This is a genomic window from uncultured Maricaulis sp., assembly GCF_963976135.1.
Lineage (GTDB): Bacteria > Pseudomonadota > Alphaproteobacteria > Caulobacterales > Maricaulaceae > Maricaulis.
Window position 1 is genome coordinate 1 of record NZ_CAXBKN010000009.1, and the last position, 16,399, is coordinate 16,399.

At 63.9% G+C, this 16,399-nt stretch carries 19 protein-coding genes; 14 read left to right on the forward strand and 5 right to left on the reverse strand.

The annotated features are described in order from the left end of the window. Nucleotide 1: 1 nt before the first annotated feature. The 3 genes from proC to AAC023_RS02180 all read right to left on the reverse strand — a co-directional run bounded on the left by proC (nucleotide 2) and on the right by AAC023_RS02180 (nucleotide 1,759). The gene (gene proC, locus AAC023_RS02170; protein WP_339737651.1) at nucleotides 2-844 is read right to left on the reverse strand and encodes a pyrroline-5-carboxylate reductase; all 843 of its coding nucleotides are present in this window, start codon (nucleotides 842-844) and stop codon (nucleotides 2-4) included. Nucleotides 845-852: 8 nt separating this feature from the next. Further along, complete coding sequence (locus tag AAC023_RS02175) at nucleotides 853-1,356, reverse strand: YbjN domain-containing protein (protein WP_339737653.1); 504 nt, start codon at nucleotides 1,354-1,356, stop codon at nucleotides 853-855. A gap of 94 nt (nucleotides 1,357-1,450) precedes the next feature. Then, the gene (locus AAC023_RS02180) at nucleotides 1,451-1,759 is read right to left on the reverse strand and encodes an accessory factor UbiK family protein (RefSeq protein WP_339737655.1); all 309 of its coding nucleotides are present in this window, start codon (nucleotides 1,757-1,759) and stop codon (nucleotides 1,451-1,453) included. 105 nt (nucleotides 1,760-1,864) lie between these two features. Here AAC023_RS02180 and lgt point away from each other — a divergent pair, with 105 nt between their 5' ends. The 12 genes from lgt (at nucleotide 1,865) to AAC023_RS02240 (ending at nucleotide 12,888) form a co-directional block, all read left to right on the forward strand. Continuing rightward, nucleotides 1,865-2,794, forward strand: coding sequence for a prolipoprotein diacylglyceryl transferase (gene lgt, locus AAC023_RS02185; RefSeq protein WP_339737657.1), 930 nt, complete (start codon nucleotides 1,865-1,867; stop codon nucleotides 2,792-2,794). Between the two features lie 2 nt (nucleotides 2,795-2,796). Then, nucleotides 2,797-3,885, forward strand: coding sequence for an SAM-dependent methyltransferase (locus tag AAC023_RS02190; RefSeq protein ID WP_339737659.1), 1,089 nt, complete (start codon nucleotides 2,797-2,799; stop codon nucleotides 3,883-3,885). A gap of 68 nt (nucleotides 3,886-3,953) precedes the next feature. After that, a complete protein-coding gene (locus AAC023_RS02195; RefSeq protein WP_339737661.1) occupies nucleotides 3,954-4,886 on the forward strand; it encodes a ribose-phosphate pyrophosphokinase in 933 nt (310 codons plus the stop codon). Nucleotides 4,887-5,043: 157 nt separating this feature from the next. Then, complete coding sequence (locus AAC023_RS02200; RefSeq protein WP_339737663.1) at nucleotides 5,044-5,679, forward strand: 50S ribosomal protein L25/general stress protein Ctc; 636 nt, start codon at nucleotides 5,044-5,046, stop codon at nucleotides 5,677-5,679. Between the two features lie 32 nt (nucleotides 5,680-5,711). Further along, the gene (gene pth / locus AAC023_RS02205) at nucleotides 5,712-6,296 is read left to right on the forward strand and encodes an aminoacyl-tRNA hydrolase (protein WP_339737665.1); all 585 of its coding nucleotides are present in this window, start codon (nucleotides 5,712-5,714) and stop codon (nucleotides 6,294-6,296) included. A gap of 38 nt (nucleotides 6,297-6,334) precedes the next feature. Further along, nucleotides 6,335-7,432 (forward strand): redox-regulated ATPase YchF, encoded by a 1,098-nt coding sequence (gene ychF / locus AAC023_RS02210; RefSeq protein ID WP_339737667.1) that lies wholly within the window; start codon nucleotides 6,335-6,337, stop codon nucleotides 7,430-7,432. 62 nt (nucleotides 7,433-7,494) lie between these two features. Continuing rightward, a complete protein-coding gene (locus tag AAC023_RS02215) occupies nucleotides 7,495-7,827 on the forward strand; it encodes a zinc ribbon domain-containing protein YjdM (protein ID WP_339737669.1) in 333 nt (110 codons plus the stop codon). 77 nt (nucleotides 7,828-7,904) lie between these two features. Next, nucleotides 7,905-8,615, forward strand: a complete 711-nt coding sequence (locus AAC023_RS02220) for a DUF4197 domain-containing protein (protein WP_339737671.1) — start codon at nucleotides 7,905-7,907, stop codon at nucleotides 8,613-8,615. A 23-nt stretch (nucleotides 8,616-8,638) separates the two neighbouring features. Continuing rightward, nucleotides 8,639-9,028, forward strand: coding sequence for a group III truncated hemoglobin (locus AAC023_RS02225; RefSeq protein WP_339737673.1), 390 nt, complete (start codon nucleotides 8,639-8,641; stop codon nucleotides 9,026-9,028). A gap of 85 nt (nucleotides 9,029-9,113) precedes the next feature. Continuing rightward, nucleotides 9,114-10,373 (forward strand): multidrug effflux MFS transporter, encoded by a 1,260-nt coding sequence (locus tag AAC023_RS02230; protein WP_339737675.1) that lies wholly within the window; start codon nucleotides 9,114-9,116, stop codon nucleotides 10,371-10,373. 73 nt (nucleotides 10,374-10,446) lie between these two features. Continuing rightward, nucleotides 10,447-11,325 carry a crotonase/enoyl-CoA hydratase family protein gene (locus tag AAC023_RS02235; protein WP_339737677.1) on the forward strand — a complete coding sequence of 293 codons (879 nt, stop codon included), beginning with the start codon at nucleotides 10,447-10,449 and terminating at the stop codon, nucleotides 11,323-11,325. Nucleotides 11,326-11,403: 78 nt separating this feature from the next. Then, nucleotides 11,404-12,888, forward strand: a complete 1,485-nt coding sequence (locus tag AAC023_RS02240; protein ID WP_339737679.1) for a hypothetical protein — start codon at nucleotides 11,404-11,406, stop codon at nucleotides 12,886-12,888. A 10-nt stretch (nucleotides 12,889-12,898) separates the two neighbouring features. On the opposite strand, the gene AAC023_RS02245 is transcribed toward AAC023_RS02240, so the two are convergent. Beyond that, nucleotides 12,899-13,807 carry a PhzF family phenazine biosynthesis protein gene (locus tag AAC023_RS02245; protein WP_339737681.1) on the reverse strand — a complete coding sequence of 303 codons (909 nt, stop codon included), beginning with the start codon at nucleotides 13,805-13,807 and terminating at the stop codon, nucleotides 12,899-12,901. A gap of 111 nt (nucleotides 13,808-13,918) precedes the next feature. Here AAC023_RS02245 and AAC023_RS02250 point away from each other — a divergent pair, with 111 nt between their 5' ends. Continuing rightward, nucleotides 13,919-14,446 (forward strand): GNAT family N-acetyltransferase, encoded by a 528-nt coding sequence (locus AAC023_RS02250; protein ID WP_339737683.1) that lies wholly within the window; start codon nucleotides 13,919-13,921, stop codon nucleotides 14,444-14,446. An 86-nt stretch (nucleotides 14,447-14,532) separates the two neighbouring features. Here AAC023_RS02250 and rlmJ read toward each other — a convergent pair whose 3' ends face one another. After that, nucleotides 14,533-15,462, reverse strand: a complete 930-nt coding sequence (rlmJ, locus tag AAC023_RS02255; RefSeq protein ID WP_339737750.1) for a 23S rRNA (adenine(2030)-N(6))-methyltransferase RlmJ — start codon at nucleotides 15,460-15,462, stop codon at nucleotides 14,533-14,535. A 93-nt stretch (nucleotides 15,463-15,555) separates the two neighbouring features. On the opposite strand from rlmJ, the gene AAC023_RS02260 reads away from it, so the two are divergent. After that, the gene (locus tag AAC023_RS02260) at nucleotides 15,556-16,332 is read left to right on the forward strand and encodes a hypothetical protein (RefSeq protein WP_339737685.1); all 777 of its coding nucleotides are present in this window, start codon (nucleotides 15,556-15,558) and stop codon (nucleotides 16,330-16,332) included. Nucleotides 16,333-16,399: the final 67 nt, after the last annotated feature.

Below are 16,399 nucleotides of genomic sequence, written 5' to 3' on the forward strand. Positions count from 1 at the left end.
GCTACCGTCCCGGCGGCTCGGCGCCCATTTGCCGTGAGCGGCGTTCGGCGGCCGAGACGGCCTGGCGGACCAGTTCGGGCAGGCCGCCGCCTCCGCCCATCAGGATATCGATGGCGGCCTGGGTGGTTCCGCCCGGAGAGGTCACCAGGCGGCGCAATTCCTGGGGTGTCTTGTCGGATCCGGCCAGCAGGGCGCCGGCGCCGATAATCGTCTGGCGCGCCAGCTTGTCGGCGAGTTCGCGCGGCAGGCCTTCGGCGAAGCCGGCCCCGGCGAGCGCTTCAGCGAGCAGGAAGACATAGGCCGGGCCCGAACCGGAGACCGCGGTGGCGGCACCGATCAGGCGCTCATCGGTGACCCATTCGACCGCACCGCCAACCTTGAGCAATTTCGTCGTCAGTTTTTCCATCGCCGGGCCGGCATCATTGGAGACACAGACACTGATCCCGGCACCGACAGCAGCAGCGGCATTGGGCATGGCACGCACCAGCGGACGGTCGCCGAACATCGTCGCAAGCCGTGTCATGGTAATGCCGGCCATGACCGAAAGAACACCGCATTCGGCGCTGAGCAACGGCACCAGCAGAGGCGCGAGCTTGTCGAGCGCCTGCGGTTTCACCGCCAGAACGATCAGGTCGGCTACACCGGCCAAGTCCAGGCTCGGAGCCAAAACATGGCGGATCTGGTATTGGTCGATCAGGGCCTGAACGGCGTCAGACGGTGCCGGGTCGACAATGATCAAATCCTGTGGCGCGACACCACTACGCTTGGTGCGAAGCCAGCCCGCGACCAGGGCGCCGCCCATATTGCCGGCGCCGATCAGTGCAATCTTGGTCGATGTCGTCATGGTCTGTGTCAGGCCTCACCGGCAGTTTCGAACATCGCTGCCGCGGTTGCTTCCTCGACATTCTTGCCACCCCAGATCAGGAAGTGGAAAGCCGGGTAGAAACGCTCTCCAGCCTCCTGGGCCGCGGCAATCATCGTCGCAGCCTGTGCCGGTGAAACATTTTCGCCGGCCGGCAGGGAGATCGCGTGACGGTATACCACGCTGCCATCCTCGACCCAGACATCAAAATGACCCAGCCACAGCTTTTCGTTCAGTCTTGCCACCAGTTCGCAGACATCGCGGAAACGATTGCTGGTCACTTTCAGGTCGAGGCTGGAGCAGATATGCAGCGCGTCCAGCTCCGGCCGCCAGGCAAACCACATCTGATGATCGCGCCAGGCGCCCGGCACGCTGAGGTGCAGCTCGCCATTCTCTTCGCGGTCATAGGGATATTGCTCGGCGATGACGGCCTGTTCGACGGCATCGAGCGGATCGGATGCCGCCGGGGCGTATTCGTCTGACATCAGGTCCATGGCGTAGTCTCCTTCGTCTGCGCGGCGACTCACACCGCCAGGACGGTATGACCGCGCCGCTGCAGGCGCAATAAAAAGCGCGTTCGCGCGGTAATCAGTCTGTGGATTTGGGCGCCGCGCTCTTTGCGGCGGGCTTGCGCTTGCGGGCCGCAGGCTTGGCTGCCCCGGCCGCCTCGAGCGCCGCGAGCCGCGCATTCAGCGTTTCGATCTCTTCGCGCGCGGCCCCGAGTGCCGCCTTCACCACATCGAATTCCTCGCGGCTGACCAGATCCATATCGGCAATAAAACGGTCCGCCTGGGCACGCATGGCCGTACGCGCTTCGTCGCCGACCGCCTGGGCGGCACCGAAGGCATCCGTCATCAGTTCAGCGAAATCATTCAGAAGCGGGTTGCGCGTTTGCATCAAAGAAAGCCATTAGTGTGTCTCACAGCCGTCTATATGCGTCGTGGGAGGCAAAAGCGCAACGCGTGGATGCCTCCAGTCTGCATCTATTTTCCGGGAACGCCCATGCAATACTGCCCCTCCAGCTTCGATCTGATCGACCCGATCCTGTTCACGATCGGCCCGTTCGATGTGTTCGGCCTCGATCTGCGGTTCGACCTGCGCTGGTACGCGCTGGCCTATATCGCCGGCCTCCTGCTGGGTTGGCGCTATATGACACTGCTGTCGCGGCGTCCGGCGATCTGGCATGCGCCGGGCACAAAGAAGCCGAAAGCGCCCTTCTCCGAGCTCCAGGTCGACGACCTTCTGGTCTGGGCGACGCTGGGCGTCATCGCCGGCGGCCGGCTGGGCTATGTGGTATTTTATGCGTGGGATTATATGGCGACCGGCCTGCGCGGCGGCATGATCACCCCGGACAGCGTCATCGAACGCCTGCTGTGGACCGTGACCGGCATAACCGAGGGCGGCATGGCTTTCCATGGCGGGCTGATCGGTGTGGCGCTGGCGCTCTTCATCTATGCGCGCCGGAACCAGCTCGACCTGCTGCGCATCGGCGACGCAGCGGCGGTCGTAACCCCGATCGGCCTCTTCTTCGGACGCCTTGCCAATTTCATCAATGGCGAGCTGTGGGGCCGCCCGACCGATCTGCCCTGGGCAATGACCTTCGCCAGTGACCGCCTGTGTCTGCCACGCCATCCCAGCCAGCTCTATGAAGCGGCGCTTGAGGGGCTGGTCCTGTTTGCGATCATCAATCTGGCGACCTGGAAATTCCGCGCCCTCGAACGGCCCGGGCTGAATTCCGGTCTCTTCCTGATGTGTTACGGCCTGTTCCGGGCGGTACTCGAGACCGTCCGCGAACCGGATCTGCACATGCCCGAAGCCCTGCGCGGCCATGTCACCATGGGCATGCTGCTCTCCATCCCGATGATCATTGCCGGTGCCTGGCTGGTCCACAGGGCCCTGACCCGCACCGCAACGCCCACCAGCAAGGCCTGATCATGATTGCCGACCGGCTGCGCGAGCGCATCGCACAGGGCGGACCGATATCGGTCGCCGCCTTCATGACCCAGGCCCTGTTCGATCCGAGCGAGGGGTTTTACGCCACCAAGGATCCGATCGGCGCCGGTGCCGATTTCATCACCGCGCCGGAAATCAGCCAGATGTTTGGCGAGCTGATCGGCCTGTGGATCGCCCAGTCCTGGCTCGATATGGGCAAGCCCGATCCGTTGCAACTGGTCGAGCTCGGTCCGGGCCGCGGCACGATGTTGGCCGATGCCCTTCGCGCCTGCCGCGCCGTGCCGGGCCTGTTGCCGGCCATACAGGTGACGCTGATCGAGGCGAGCGCCGCCCTGAAGGCCGTGCAGGCTGCCACGCTCGGCCCCAGCGGCGCCCAGATCCGCTGGATCGACCGGCTCGAAAACGTGCCGCCTGGCCCGTCCATCATTGTCGGCAATGAATTTCTCGACTGCCTCCCCCTGCGCCAGGCCATCCGGCGCGACGGGCGCTGGCATGAACGCCTGATCGGACTCGACAATAGCGATAGCGGTGAATTCGTCTTCGTGCTCGGCCCGCCGCTCGGGCCTGATGAAGCCCTGATCCCGGAGCGGCTGCGCGAGGCGGCCGACAACAGCCTGGTCGAATTGCGCCCCGGTGACCGGCAGATCGTCGATCTCCTGTCGAGCCGTTTCGCCGATCATCCGGGCCGCGCCCTGCTGATCGATTACGGCCCAGCCCAGAGCGAGCCCGGCGACACGTTGCAGGCCATTCGGGCCCATCGCAAGGTTCCACCCTTGGAACAGCCAGGCACCGCCGACCTGACGGCGCGGGTCGATTTCGAATCATTGACCGGCTGTGCCCGTGACGGCGGGCTCACAGCCTACGGACCGGTCGAGCAGGGCCCTTTCCTGCTCGGCCTCGGCATTGAACCGCGCGCCGCCGTACTGTCCCAGTCCAAGCCCGGTCAACGCAGCGTCATCGCCCGTCAGGTCTGGCGTCTGACCGATGAGCAGCAAATGGGAAGCCTGTTCAAACTGGTCTGTTTCGACAGTCCCGGCCTCGCCACCCCGCCCGGATTCTCCGCAGACTGAGTCTTTCGGCTTCAATCCCGGCCCTGCCTCTGTTAATCAGCCTCACGATTGACAAGGGGCTATCCGCCATGAAGTTGCTGTCCGGAACATCCAACCGGCCACTCGCGCGCGCGATCGCCGATTATCTCGACGCGCCGCTGACGGCGAGCGAGATCGAGAGTTTCGCCGATGGTGAAATTTTCGTCCGCATCGACGAGAATGTCCGCGGCGAGGATGTCTTCATCATCCAGTCGACCTCCTGCCCCGCCAATGACCATTTGATGGAATTGCTGATCTGCACCGACGCGCTGGTGCGCGCCAGTGCCCGCCGGATCACCGCCGTCATTCCCTATTTCGGCTATGCCCGCCAGGACCGCAAAACCGGTGGCCGCACACCGATTTCCGCCAAGCTGGTGGCCAATCTGATCGCCAAATCGGGCGCTGACCGCGTGCTGACGATTGATCTGCATGCCGGCCAGATCCAGGGCTTTTTCGATATCCCGACCGACAATCTCTTCGCCACCAAGGTGATCGAGGACGATATCCGCCGCCGCTATGGCCTCGACAATCTTATGATTGTCTCGCCCGATGTCGGCGGCGTGGTGCGCGCCCGGGCTCTGGCGAAACTGCTCGATGCCGAAATCGCCATCGTCGACAAGCGCCGCCCCAAGGCTGGCGTGTCGGAAGTGATGAATATCATTGGCGATGTCGAAGGCCGCCGCTGCATCCTGTTCGACGATATCTGCGATTCGGGCGGCACGCTGTGCAACGCAGCCGACGCGTTGCTGAAATGCGGCGCGACAGAGGTTTCAGCCTATGTGTCCCACGGCGTCATGTCGAATGATGCCCAGGGGCGGATTGCCAAGTCTGCATTGAAGGAAGTGGTGATCACAGACTCCATCACCGAGCTGCCCGGCTCGACGCAGACGAGCAAGGTGCGCCGGCTCTCGGTCGCGCCATTGCTCGGCGAAGCCATCCGCCGGATCGCCAATGACGAATCCGTCTCAAAGCTGTTCGACTGAAGAAACTGCCCGATTGCTGACTCTTCCCGTCCCGCACTGTTGCGCGGCGCGCGGGTATCCGCTATAGCCCGCCGCTCGAAATAACACCGTGGCGCGATGCCAAGAAAAATCGCCGCCCGCTTGGTCTGGCGGCGTTTGTATTTAAGGAAACAGGTCGATGAGCTCCAACATCGTTCTCACCGTTGACGTTCGTGAAGGCACTGGCAAGGGCGCGGCTCGCGCTGCCCGCCGTGAAGACCTGGTTCCAGGCGTCGTCTATGGCGGCTCGCTGGGTCCGGTCTCGATCAATCTGCGTGGCAATGAAATCCGCAAGGCCCTGCTGAGCGGCAATTTCCTCTCGCACATCCTCGAGCTGAACCATGAAGGCAAGAACCAGAAGGTGATTGCCCGCGACATCCAGTTCCACCCGGTCTCTGACAGGGCGATGCATGTCGATCTTTATCGCGTCGAAGCCGGCACCAAGATCCGCGTCAATGTCGCGGTTCGCTTCGAGAATGAAGAAACCTGCCCGGCTCTGAAGCGCGGCGGCGTCCTCAATATCGTGCGTCACGATCTTGAGCTGCTCTGCCCGGCTTCGGACATCCCTGAATTCATCGCTGTCGACCTGACCGGCCTCGAAATCGGCGATTCGATCCACATGTCGGCCATCACCCTGCCAAAGGGCGTCAAGCCAACCATCACCCGCGACTTCACCATCGCGACGCTGCAGGGCTCGCGCGCCGTTCTCACCGAGCTGGATGAGACCGAAGGCGAAGACGCAGCTGAAGTCGAAGAAGAAGGCGGCGAGGAGTAATCCTCGCCGGCCGATCCTGAGGGCGGCCGACGATGATGATCCTGGCAGGGCTCGGCAATCCCGAGCCCAAATACCTGCGCAATCGGCACAATGTCGGCTTCATGGCGATGGATATCATTGCCGCGGCCTGGAGCGCCGGCCCCTGGCGCAAGCGCTTCAAGGGGCTGTGCGCCGAGCTGACGGTATCCACCGCCGCCGGCCCGAAAAAACTGCTCCTGCTCAAGCCGCAGACCTTTTACAATAATTCCGGAAACTGCGTCGCCGAGGCCGCGAATTTCTTCAAGGTCGCGCCGGAGAATGTCGTGGTCTTCCATGACGAGCTTGATCTCGATCCGGGCAAGTTCCGGCTCAAGACCGGCGGCGGTGCGGCCGGCAATAACGGCATCAAATCCATCACCCAGCAGCTCGGCCCCGATTTCCGCCGCGGCCGCATCGGTATCGGCCATCCCGGGGACCGTAACCGCGTCACCGATTATGTCCTGTCTGATTTCGACAAGCATGACGAGGTCTGGCTGATCGACCTGCTTGACGCCATCGCGGATTCGATCGACCTGCTCGCATCCGGCGAGTTTGACGCCTTCCAGACACGCGTGACACACAAGGCTCCGGCCCCGTAAGAGCGGCCTTCGGCCCCGGTATCAAGAGGACAAGCATCATGGGTTTCAAATGCGGTATCGTCGGCCTGCCCAATGTCGGCAAATCGACCCTGTTCAACGCCCTGACGCAAACCGCTTCGGCCCAGGCTGCGAATTATCCCTTCTGCACAATCGAGCCGAATGTCGGCGATGTCGCCGTGCCCGAGCCACGCCTGCTGAAACTGGCGGCGATCGCCGGCTCGAAGGAAATCCTGCCAGCCAAGATGAATTTCGTCGATATTGCCGGCCTGGTCGAAGGCGCCTCGAAGGGTGAAGGCCTGGGGAATAAATTCCTCGCCACCATCCGCGAGACCGATGCGATCGCCTATGTGCTGCGCTGTTTCGATGATGACGACATTACCCATGTGGCCGGCAAGGTCGATCCGCTGGCCGATCTGGAAACCGTCGAGACCGAGCTGATGCTGGCCGATCTGGAGAGCCTGGAGAAGCGCAAGGCGGGTCTCGAGAAGAAGGCCAAGTCCGGCGACAAGGAAGCCAAGGCGCTGATCCCGCTGATCGACCTGGCCCTGGCCGAATTGACCGAAGGCCGCCCGGCCCGCTTCGCCAAGGTCGCCAAGGATGACGAGAAGGCATGGCGCGGGCTGCAATTGCTGACCACCAAGCCCGTCCTCTTCATCGCCAATGTCGGCGAGGATGATGCCGCCACCGGCAATGCCTATTCGGAAGTCGTCACCAGGCGCGCCGCCGAAGAGGGCGCCGAGGCCGTCGTCATCTCCGCCCGTATCGAAGCCGAACTGGCCATGCTCGCCAATGAGGAGCGCGCCGAATATCTCGAGGAGCTCGGCCTGCACGAAGCCGGCCTCGATCGCCTGATTCATACCGGTTACAAATTGCTCGACCTGGTGACCTATTTCACCGTCGGCCCGAAAGAGGCCCGCGCCTGGACCATCCATGAAGGCTGGACCGCACCGCAGGCCGCCGGCGTCATTCATGGCGATTTCGAAAAAGGCTTCATTCGCGCCGAGACCATCGCCTATGAGGATTTCGTGGCCTGTAACGGCGAATCCGGCGCCAAGGAAGCCGGCAAAATGCGCGCCGAGGGCAAGGAATATGTCGTCCAGGACGGCGATGTGATGCATTTCCGGTTTAACGTTTAGTGGCGGATCCGGCCGGGCTCGCACCGAGCCTGGCCCCGCCATTCCAGCCTGCGGAGCCACCCATGTCCGAACTGCCCCCCTGCCCGAAATGCGCCTGCGCCTATTCCTATGAGGACGGTCCCCTGCTGGTCTGTCCGGAGTGTGCGCATGAATGGCCGGCGGCGGCTGCGGCCGAGACCGGGCCGGTCTGGCGCGATGCCAATGGGGCCGAGCTGGCCGACGGCGATACAGTGACGGTGATCAAGGATCTCAAGGTCAAGGGCTCTTCCCTGGTGGTGAAGGTTGGCACCAAGGTCAAGAATATCCGCCTGGTCGAGGGCGATCACGATATTGATTGCCGGATTGACGGCGTCGGCGCGATGCAGCTCAAATCGGAATTCGTCAAGAAGGCCTGACGGGCCGCACCCAGGCTGCCGGACTGTTCAAGTCCGGTTCAAGCCGCTCGTGTCATACAAGGCCCAGGAGGACTGTCATGCTGCGACGCCAATTTATCCTTTCCACCCTTGCCCTGGGCCTGGCCCCGGCGGCCTTCGCCCAAGGCTATGGCCGTTTGAGCCAGGGCGATGCCCGGTCGGGCATTCGCGCCGCGCTCGACACTGCCGCGCGCCTGGCCACGAACCGGCTGGGTCAGACGGACGGGTTCTTTGCCGACCCGGCCGTTCACATTCCCCTGCCCCGCAATATCGCCAGCCTGCAGACGCAGCTGCGGCGCGTCGGCATGTCGGGCCCGGTCGATGATCTGGAATTGCGCATCAACCGCTCGGCCGAAGCCGCGATGCCCGAGGCCGGCCGGATCTTCAATGATGCAATCCAGTCGATCACGGTCGGCGATGCTGTCTCCATTGTCCGCGGCGGCGATACAGCGGCTACCGATTTTCTGCGCGGCCGCAGCGAGCGCCGCCTGACCGGCCTGCTACGCCCCTCGATGGAAAGCGCGCTGACCGGATCGGGCGCCTATCGCGCTGTTGATGCGGTGGAACCGCAAATCTCGGGCGGCCAGAATTTGCTTGGCAGCCTGTTCGGCAATCGCAGCGCCACCGGATCGCTGCGCGACACGGTGACCGATCATGCTGTCAGCCGGGCGATCGATGGCGTCTTCCATTATATTGGCCAGGAAGAGCGCGCCATCCGCCAGGACCCGGTGCGTCGTGGCACCGACATCCTGCGACGGGTGTTTGGTTAGCCATGCCGGACGGAAACGCCCCCATGCCGCGAAACCGCGCCATCGATGCGGCGTTGATTTCCGATCTCGTGGATCGCTTCTACGGCCATATCCGCCTGGAGCCACTGCTGGGGCCGATCTTCGAAGCCGAGATCGGTGATGAAGCGGAATGGGATGCGCACCTGGCGAAGCTGAAAAGCTTCTGGCGCTCGGTCATGCTGCAGGAGGGCAGTTATACCGGACGCCCGATGCCCGCCCACATGAAACTGAAAGGCCTCACCCCCGAGCATTTCCAGCGCTGGCTTGGCCTGTTCCGGCAAACACTCGGCGAGATCGGGGCCGGCGACGCGGCGACCGAGGCCCTGATGGACCGCGCAATGCGGATCGCCCAGAGCTTCCAGCTCAATATTTTCTACAATCCCGCCCGCAGCTGAGCGGCCCGAGCACAGTTGGTGTCTTGCAACCGCCGCCATCCTTGCGCATGTCTGCCGCCTGGGCACGCACATGAGAGGGGCACCAATGTCATCGATAGCCACGCCTGTGCCCGATCCTGCCAGCATGAAGCTGGGCGAGCTGGTGGCCCTGCTGGTCGCGATGACCGCGGTGGTCGCGCTGGCAATCGACATGATGCTGCCGGCGCTGGGCAATATCGCCGCCGATCTGGGCACCGCCCACAGCAATGACCGCCAATATGTCATCACGACCTATCTGCTCGGCTTTGGCGGTGCGCAGCTGGTCTATGGCCCGCTCTCCGATGCCTATGGCCGCAAGCCCGTCATTCTCGGTGCGCTGGGCCTCTTCCTTGTCGCCACCCTGGTCTGCATGCTGTCGCAGAGTTTCGAGATGCTGCTGGTGGCACGCGTATTCCAGGGCGCAGCAGCGGCGGCCTGCCGTGTCATCGCCACGGCGATTGCCCGCGACCTGACCTCGGGCCGGCGCATGGCCGAAGTGATGTCGATGGTGATGACCGTCTTCATGGCCGTGCCGGTACTGGCCCCCAGCCTCGGGCAGCTCATCCTCTTTGTTCTGCCATGGCAGGGTATTTTCGGCTTCCTGCTGATCTTCGCCTTCGGCCTGATGGTCTGGCTGCATTTCCGCATGCCGGAGACCCTGCACCCGGAATTCCGCCAAAAGCTGGGCTTCGGCAATTCCTACCATGCCTTTGCCGAGGCGATGACGACGCGTCTGACCCTGGGCTATACCCTGGCCGGCGCCGCCTTCTTCAGCGGGCTCTATGCCTTTCTCGGGTCATCGGAGCAGATCTTCGCCGAGCATTTCGACCTGGGCGACAAATTTCCCCTCGCCTTTGCCGCCATCGCACTGGGCATGGGCGTGACCAGCTATGCCAATTCCCGGCTGGTGATGCGGCTGGGTCAGCGCCGCCTGTCGCACTGGGCCCTGATCGCCTTCACCGTGATCAGCGCCGCCCATGCCGGCATGTTGATGGCCGGTGTCGACAATCTTCTGGTCTTCATCATCATGCTGGCGGCGGCGATGGCCCTGCTCGGCCTGATCGGTGCCAATTTCAGCGCCCTGGCGATGGAGCCGGTGGGCCATATCGCGGGGACCGCGTCGGCGGCCTATGGCTTCATGACCGGCGTCCTCGCCGCGCTCGCCGGCGCCTATATCGGCCAGCTCTATGACGGCACACCGGTGCCGCTGGTGATGGGTCAGGCGGCGATGGGCGGGCTGACGATCATTGTCGTGCTGGTCACCGAGCGCGGACGCCTGTTCGCCAATAGCGACGAGGATGAAGCGGCGCCGGACACGCCGGCCTGACGCCGGCCCGGCGGGTGGCATCACGCCGCCGCTCTGCTAGCGTGTACCCGCTTGCCAACGGGGATTCGCCGCCATGACCTTCAACACCATCACCTATGCGGTCGAGGACCATGTCGCGACCATCACGCTGAACCGGCCGCACCGGCTCAACGCCTTCACCTATGAGATGGGCGATGAGCTGATCGCCGCCTTCGATGCCAGCGATGGGGATGATGATGTCCGCGCCGTCATCGTCACCGGCGAACCGCCCGCCTTTTGTGCCGGTGCCGACCTGTCGATGGGGGCCGAGACTTTCGATCTGATCGGGCAGTCGCAGGAGAGCGGCGCGTTCGACGCTGCCGATCCGAAATGGCGCGATGCCGGCGGCAAGCTCAACCTGCGCATCTGGGACAGTCTCAAGCCGGTGATCGGCGCCATCAATGGCGCCTCGGTCGGGATCGGGGCGACGATGATCCTGCCCATGGATATCCGCCTGGCCTCGATCGAGGCCAAATTCGCCTACCCCTTCTCCAAGCGTGGCATTGTCTGGGATGGTTGCGCCAGCTGGTTCCTGCCGCGGGTGGTGGGGATTTCGACCGCGATGGATTGGGGCCTGACCGGCCGCACTTTCAGCGCCGCCGAAGCCTTCGAATCCGGTCTGGTGACCCGCGTCGTGCCGGCCGTCGACCTGATGCCCGAAGCGCGCAAGCGGGCGAAGGAGATCGTCGATCGTTGTGCGCCGGTCTCCGTTGCCCTGATGCGGCGCATGGCCTGGCGTATGCTCGGCGCCAGCCATCCGATGGAGGCCCATCGGGTGGAGACGCGTGGCATTCTTCAGGCCGGCATCGGCCCGGATGCGAAGGAAGGCGTGATGTCCTTCCTCGAGAAACGCTCACCGGATTTCCCGCTCAGGGTCTCCACCGACCTGCCCGACTGGCATCCCTGGTGGGACAGTGCCGAGGACGAATACTAGCGCCCCGCGTCGGCAGGGCTCGCCCACACCCTGAGGCTGTGCTAGTCTGGATGCTTCGCAATCGCGTGAGGCCTTGCCATGCCCGGACATGTGTTGCTGATCCATGGCTGGAGTGCGTCCGATAAATCCATGGCCGAGATCGGGCATTTCCTGACCGGACACGGCTATCAGATCGCCGACCTGTTTCTCGGCGGCTACCCGTCCATGTCCGACGATGTCCGGGTCGCAGATTCGGCGCGGCGCATGCAGGCCGTGATTGCCGAAATGCAGGCCGATGGACGCCTGCCAGCCCGCTTTCACCTGATCGTCCACTCCACCGGCGCCCTGGTGGCCCGGCGCTGGCTGGCCGATATCTATCCGGCCGGCGGTGCACCCGTCGATAATCTGCTGATGCTGGCGCCCGCCAATTTCGGCTCGCCGCTGGCGACGCTGGGGCGCTCATTGCTGACGCGGGTGATCAAGGGCTGGAAGCGCGGTTTCCAGACCGGCACGGAATTCCTGCACGCGCTCGAGCTCGGCGCCTGCGCGCAACAGGACATCGCCCTGGTCGACCGGCTTTCGCCCGATGGCGAGACCACCAGCCCCTTCTCGGCCACCGGCACCCGCCCCTTCGTCATCGTCGGCGCCTGCCAGATCCCCGGCACCCAGATCCTCGGTGAGGAGGCCTGGGACGGCACGGTGCGGATCGCCAGCGCCAATATCGACCCGCAGGGCCTGACCGTCGACTTCACCACCGGTTCGCTGACCGAGCCGAAACTGACACAATGGACCCGGCGCGGGCCCGACAAGACGCCCTTCGCCGTCCTGCCCGACCGGCATCACCTCACAATCCTGCGCCCCGCGGCCAAATGGAGCGAATCCGGGGACACGGCGACGGCTGGCCAATTGTCGCAATTGATCCTGGGCGCGCTGTCGGTGAAGACCGCAGCGGCCTATCTCCAGGCTGCGGAGCGGTGGGCCGCCATATGCGACGAGACGCGTAAGCTGGCCCAGGATGGCGCGGAGGCCGACGCCCTGCGTGAGCGCATCCTTGGACGCGCCAGCGCCAATAAGAGCCGCTTCAATGAATTCTACCAGATCGTCGTCGATGCCGTCGACGAAACCGGCCTGCCGGTCACCGATTACCAGCTCTGGCTGACAGCGCCCAAAGTCTCGGGCCGGAACAGCGTCACGAGCGGCAAGCCGATCACCCGGGTTGAGATCGATGCCCACAACAATCTGATCAAGGCCGCCCACCGCAATCGCCGCAATAGCGAACGGCGGGTCCTGCACATTGACCGCCGCGCCCTGCTGCAAAGCGAGGGCTTCCTGCGCAAGACACTGACCCGCGCCTATGAACCGGTCCTGGCCGCCGCGATTACTGCCGCCTCGCCGGGCGACAAGATCGCCTATTTCTCCAAGGATGCGCGCGAGGGCAGCGGACTGATACGCCTGCGCACGCATTCGCCCAGCTCGGCTGCGGGCGGAGACCGCTTCCTTCGCCGCTATGCGACGCATTTCCTGCGGGTGATCATCCCGCGCGTACTCGATAATGATGTGTTTACGGTTCGGCCCCTGGGTTAGCCCGGGCAGATCAGAGCAGCACGCCTTCAGCCACCTTCACGGCCTCGCCGCCGATCATCAGCTCGGTCAGCTTGCCGCCCTCGATGCGCAGCAGCATCCGGATATGGCTCGGCCGGCCCATCTCCAGGCCCTGATAGATACTGACCGAATGATCGCCATCGCCCAGCCCGCCCTGCTCGGCAAGCAGGCCGGCAAAAGCCGCCGCCGCGCTACCGGTCGCCGGATCTTCCATCAGGCCGAGATTGGGCGCGAACATGCGGGCGCGCCAATCGGTGGTGTGCTCGGTCGACGAGGCCTTGGCGACCACGAAGGCCGCCACCGGCTCCGCGCCGCCGCCGAATGCCTCGTCGAAAGCCACCGTGTTGAGACGGATATCGGCCATGCTCTCGGCGAAGCGCACCGGCACGATGGCGTAGGGCACGCCGGCCGACCAGATGCCGCCCTGCACCGGGGTCTGCAGATAATCACCGGCCTTGAGACCAAGCGCCTCGACGATCGCTTCCAGCTCCGGCAATTCGCCGAGATGTTCGGGAAGCCTGGGCGCGAAGAAGCGCGCTGAGCCCTGGACCGGACTGGCATAGCGGGCATCGGTGGTGACATCGCCAACCGTCTCTTCGAGCACATAGCGACGGCGCTTGCCCGGCTCGCCGCCGGCTTGCAGCGCCAGCGCAACAGCGGCGCCGACGGTGGGGTGTCCGGCGAAGGGCAATTCGGTTTTCGGCGTGAAGATGCGCAGGCCGTAATCCGCCTCCTGGCCTTTCGGCTCGGTGATGAAGACGGTTTCCGACAGATTGAACTCGGCGGCAATGACCTGCATCGCGACCTCGTCGAGATCATCCGCCTCGAACACCACGGCGAGCGGATTGCCCGAGAAGGCCTGGTCGGTGAAGACATCGAGAATGAGATAGGGGTGCGGCATGATTGATCTTTCCGAGCTGGCCAGGTCGGGAATTCATAAATGGAATACCGCCTTGTAGCGACCCTTGGTCAGTGAATACATTCTTCCGGCAGGATACCCGGGGGAAAGCCAATGAATTTGCAGTTCGAACAAGTCAATCTGGGACGCCATCGGGAGATACTCACACGCTTCAATGTCGCCTATCTCGACTGGGCTGCTGCGGAGGTGGAAAAACGGTTCGCGCTGTCGCTGGCAGGGCTGCTGGGCACGACCATCCCGGCCTATGTCGATGGCGCGTTGGACAAGCTGTGCGAAGGTACGCCGCCGACCGGCGTCTTCTACCTTGCTCTGGACGGCGATACCGCTATCGGCATGGGAGGGCTGCGCCAGGTGAGCGAAGGCGTGGCTGAGATCAAACGCATCTATGTCTCCGAAACTGTCCGGGGCGGCGGCGTGGGGGCGAAGGTCCTGGACCGGCTCGTGCAGGACGCACGCGCCTTCGGCTACCGGGAGCTGGTGCTGGACACGGGCCCATTCATGACCTCGGCTCATCGCCTGTATGAAGCGGCGGGCTTCGTCGATATCCCGCCCTATCCCGGGGCCGAGGTGCCCGAAGCGCTGCATCATGATTGGCGATTCATGCGCTGCCTGCTGCGCTAGCTGAATAGCGCCAATCGACGAAGCTCGGCCGATTGGCGGGGCGTCCGCGCGAGATCAGTCTGAAACCCAGTCGGGGCGCCGGGAAACTAGTCCTCGTCCGCCTCTTCGACATCTTCTTCGGTCAGGGCGCCATCAAGCCGCCAGCCATAGCCATCGCCCTGGGCGAGGGTTTCGGCGAGCCAGGGCAGCAGAGCGAGGAGTTTCTCCTCCAGCTGCCAGGGCGGATTGATGATGATCACCCCGGCGCCGGCGAGCTTGCCTTCGCTGGCCAGGTCGCGGATCCACAGATCGGCGCGCAAGATTTTTTCCGGCTCGAAACCCTGTTCCGTGATCAGCCATTCGGCGAGGCCATTGTCGAACCGGTCGGCGGCCCAGAGATTCTTCAGCGAGCGCCAGAAAACATAGGTCCCGGTCGGCCATTTCTTCAGGGCCGGCATCACGGCTTCGGCCATATGGGCCAGTTCGTCGCGATCCTCGAAGGGCGGATCGATCAGCACCAGACCGCGCTTCTCCTTCGGCGGCACCAGACCGGTCAGCGCCTTGTAGCCATCGCGATGCTCGACCTTGACGCGGCCATCGCGGGCATAGCGCCGCTCAAGCGTGCGCGCATCGGTCTCGTGCAATTCGCACAGCTGGATCCGGTCGACCGGGCGTGCGATGCGGGCCGAGATCTCCGGCGAGCCGGGATATTCGGTCAGGGCGCCGGGATTCATCGCGGCCAGAAGGTCGAGATAGGGCTTGAGCGCTGCGGCGACATCATCGGGCATGTCGGCACCGAGAATGCGGCCAATCCCCTCGACCCATTCGGGGCTGCGGGCCGCCTCGTCGGACGTCAGGTCATAGGCCCCGATCCCGGCATGGGTGTCGATCACCCGATAGGGCTTGTCCTTGGACCCGAGATGCTCGAGGCAAAGCGCGAGGATGGCGTGCTTGACGACATCGGCGAAATTTCCGGCGTGGAAGGCGTGACGATAATTCATGGTCGGGCTATAGCGCGGACGCAGCGGCAATTCCATCACGCGACGCGGCCCGCATGAGCTGAATCGGCGGTCGATTCGACGGCAGGCTTGCCCTAGGCTGACCGCCTGTTTCAGAAGGGGTGAAGCTGGATGTTCGTGAAACTCTACCGGCAAATGCAGCGTGATGCCGAGTTCAACACCCGGCGCCGCTACAAGATCGGCTGGCTGTTCAAGGAAGAGAAAGCGAGCCTGATCTGGGACGCGCCGCAGCCCGTCAGCTTCGATGTCCCCAAGCCGACCACATCGAAATCGGCGACGGTCTGCCCGGCAGCGATTGAATTCGACCGGCGCCATTTCGCAATCAATTGCCCCATCGATCTGCATCTGCGCATGCAGCAAAACGCCCAGGGCCAGCTTCAAATGACCAATGTCGACGGCCCGATGGCCTCGACCCGTCCGGCCGGGCTGCAATCCATAATGGCCCTGTCGCCGCAAAATGAATGGCGCCATCCGAGCCGGCCCATGCTGCAGATCGCGACGCCCTTCGTCTTCGTCTCGGACGATCCGGTCTATGTGAACCAGTTCCCGCCCTTCCTGCACTACATGCCGGCCCAGCGCCCGGGCGTGATGCTGTGCGGCCGTTTCCCGATCGATGTCTGGCCGCGCCAGCACATGTGGGCGTTTGAATGGCATGACCTGTCGAAGGACCTGATCCTGAAGCGCGGCGACCCGCTCTTCTACGTCCGCTTCGAGACACCCGATCCGTCGGCACCGGTGCGGCTGGTCGAGGCGGAACGCACGCCGGAATTGCTCAGCTTTATTGCCTCGCTCACGGATGTGACCAATTTCGTCAATCAGAGCTTCCAGCTGTTCAAGACGGCCCGCGAACGCCGGCCCAAGACCCTGCTGGTCGAGAAGCCGCGCTAGCTCACAGCCAACCAAACCGTAACTTTGTCTCCATTCTGGTGCGCGCTAAGCTCGCCACAAACCATGA

What these genes read in the sequence shown, in the direction of transcription:
- proC (WP_339737651.1), bottom strand. Translation starts at nt 844, where the DNA reads ATGACGACATCGACCAAGATTGCACTGATCGGCGCCGGCAATATGGGC.
- AAC023_RS02175 (WP_339737653.1), bottom strand. Translation starts at nt 1,356, where the DNA reads ATGGACCTGATGTCAGACGAATACGCCCCGGCGGCATCCGATCCGCTC.
- AAC023_RS02180 (WP_339737655.1), bottom strand. Translation starts at nt 1,759, where the DNA reads ATGCAAACGCGCAACCCGCTTCTGAATGATTTCGCTGAACTGATGACG.
- lgt (WP_339737657.1), top strand. Translation starts at nt 1,865, where the DNA reads ATGCAATACTGCCCCTCCAGCTTCGATCTGATCGACCCGATCCTGTTC.
- AAC023_RS02190 (WP_339737659.1), top strand. Translation starts at nt 2,797, where the DNA reads ATGATTGCCGACCGGCTGCGCGAGCGCATCGCACAGGGCGGACCGATA.
- AAC023_RS02195 (WP_339737661.1), top strand. Translation starts at nt 3,954, where the DNA reads ATGAAGTTGCTGTCCGGAACATCCAACCGGCCACTCGCGCGCGCGATC.
- AAC023_RS02200 (WP_339737663.1), top strand. Translation starts at nt 5,044, where the DNA reads ATGAGCTCCAACATCGTTCTCACCGTTGACGTTCGTGAAGGCACTGGC.
- pth (WP_339737665.1), top strand. Translation starts at nt 5,712, where the DNA reads ATGATGATCCTGGCAGGGCTCGGCAATCCCGAGCCCAAATACCTGCGC.
- ychF (WP_339737667.1), top strand. Translation starts at nt 6,335, where the DNA reads ATGGGTTTCAAATGCGGTATCGTCGGCCTGCCCAATGTCGGCAAATCG.
- AAC023_RS02215 (WP_339737669.1), top strand. Translation starts at nt 7,495, where the DNA reads ATGTCCGAACTGCCCCCCTGCCCGAAATGCGCCTGCGCCTATTCCTAT.
- AAC023_RS02220 (WP_339737671.1), top strand. Translation starts at nt 7,905, where the DNA reads ATGCTGCGACGCCAATTTATCCTTTCCACCCTTGCCCTGGGCCTGGCC.
- AAC023_RS02225 (WP_339737673.1), top strand. Translation starts at nt 8,639, where the DNA reads ATGCCGCGAAACCGCGCCATCGATGCGGCGTTGATTTCCGATCTCGTG.
- AAC023_RS02230 (WP_339737675.1), top strand. Translation starts at nt 9,114, where the DNA reads ATGTCATCGATAGCCACGCCTGTGCCCGATCCTGCCAGCATGAAGCTG.
- AAC023_RS02235 (WP_339737677.1), top strand. Translation starts at nt 10,447, where the DNA reads ATGACCTTCAACACCATCACCTATGCGGTCGAGGACCATGTCGCGACC.
- AAC023_RS02240 (WP_339737679.1), top strand. Translation starts at nt 11,404, where the DNA reads ATGCCCGGACATGTGTTGCTGATCCATGGCTGGAGTGCGTCCGATAAA.
- AAC023_RS02245 (WP_339737681.1), bottom strand. Translation starts at nt 13,807, where the DNA reads ATGCCGCACCCCTATCTCATTCTCGATGTCTTCACCGACCAGGCCTTC.
- AAC023_RS02250 (WP_339737683.1), top strand. Translation starts at nt 13,919, where the DNA reads ATGAATTTGCAGTTCGAACAAGTCAATCTGGGACGCCATCGGGAGATA.
- rlmJ (WP_339737750.1), bottom strand. Translation starts at nt 15,462, where the DNA reads ATGGAATTGCCGCTGCGTCCGCGCTATAGCCCGACCATGAATTATCGT.
- AAC023_RS02260 (WP_339737685.1), top strand. Translation starts at nt 15,556, where the DNA reads ATGTTCGTGAAACTCTACCGGCAAATGCAGCGTGATGCCGAGTTCAAC.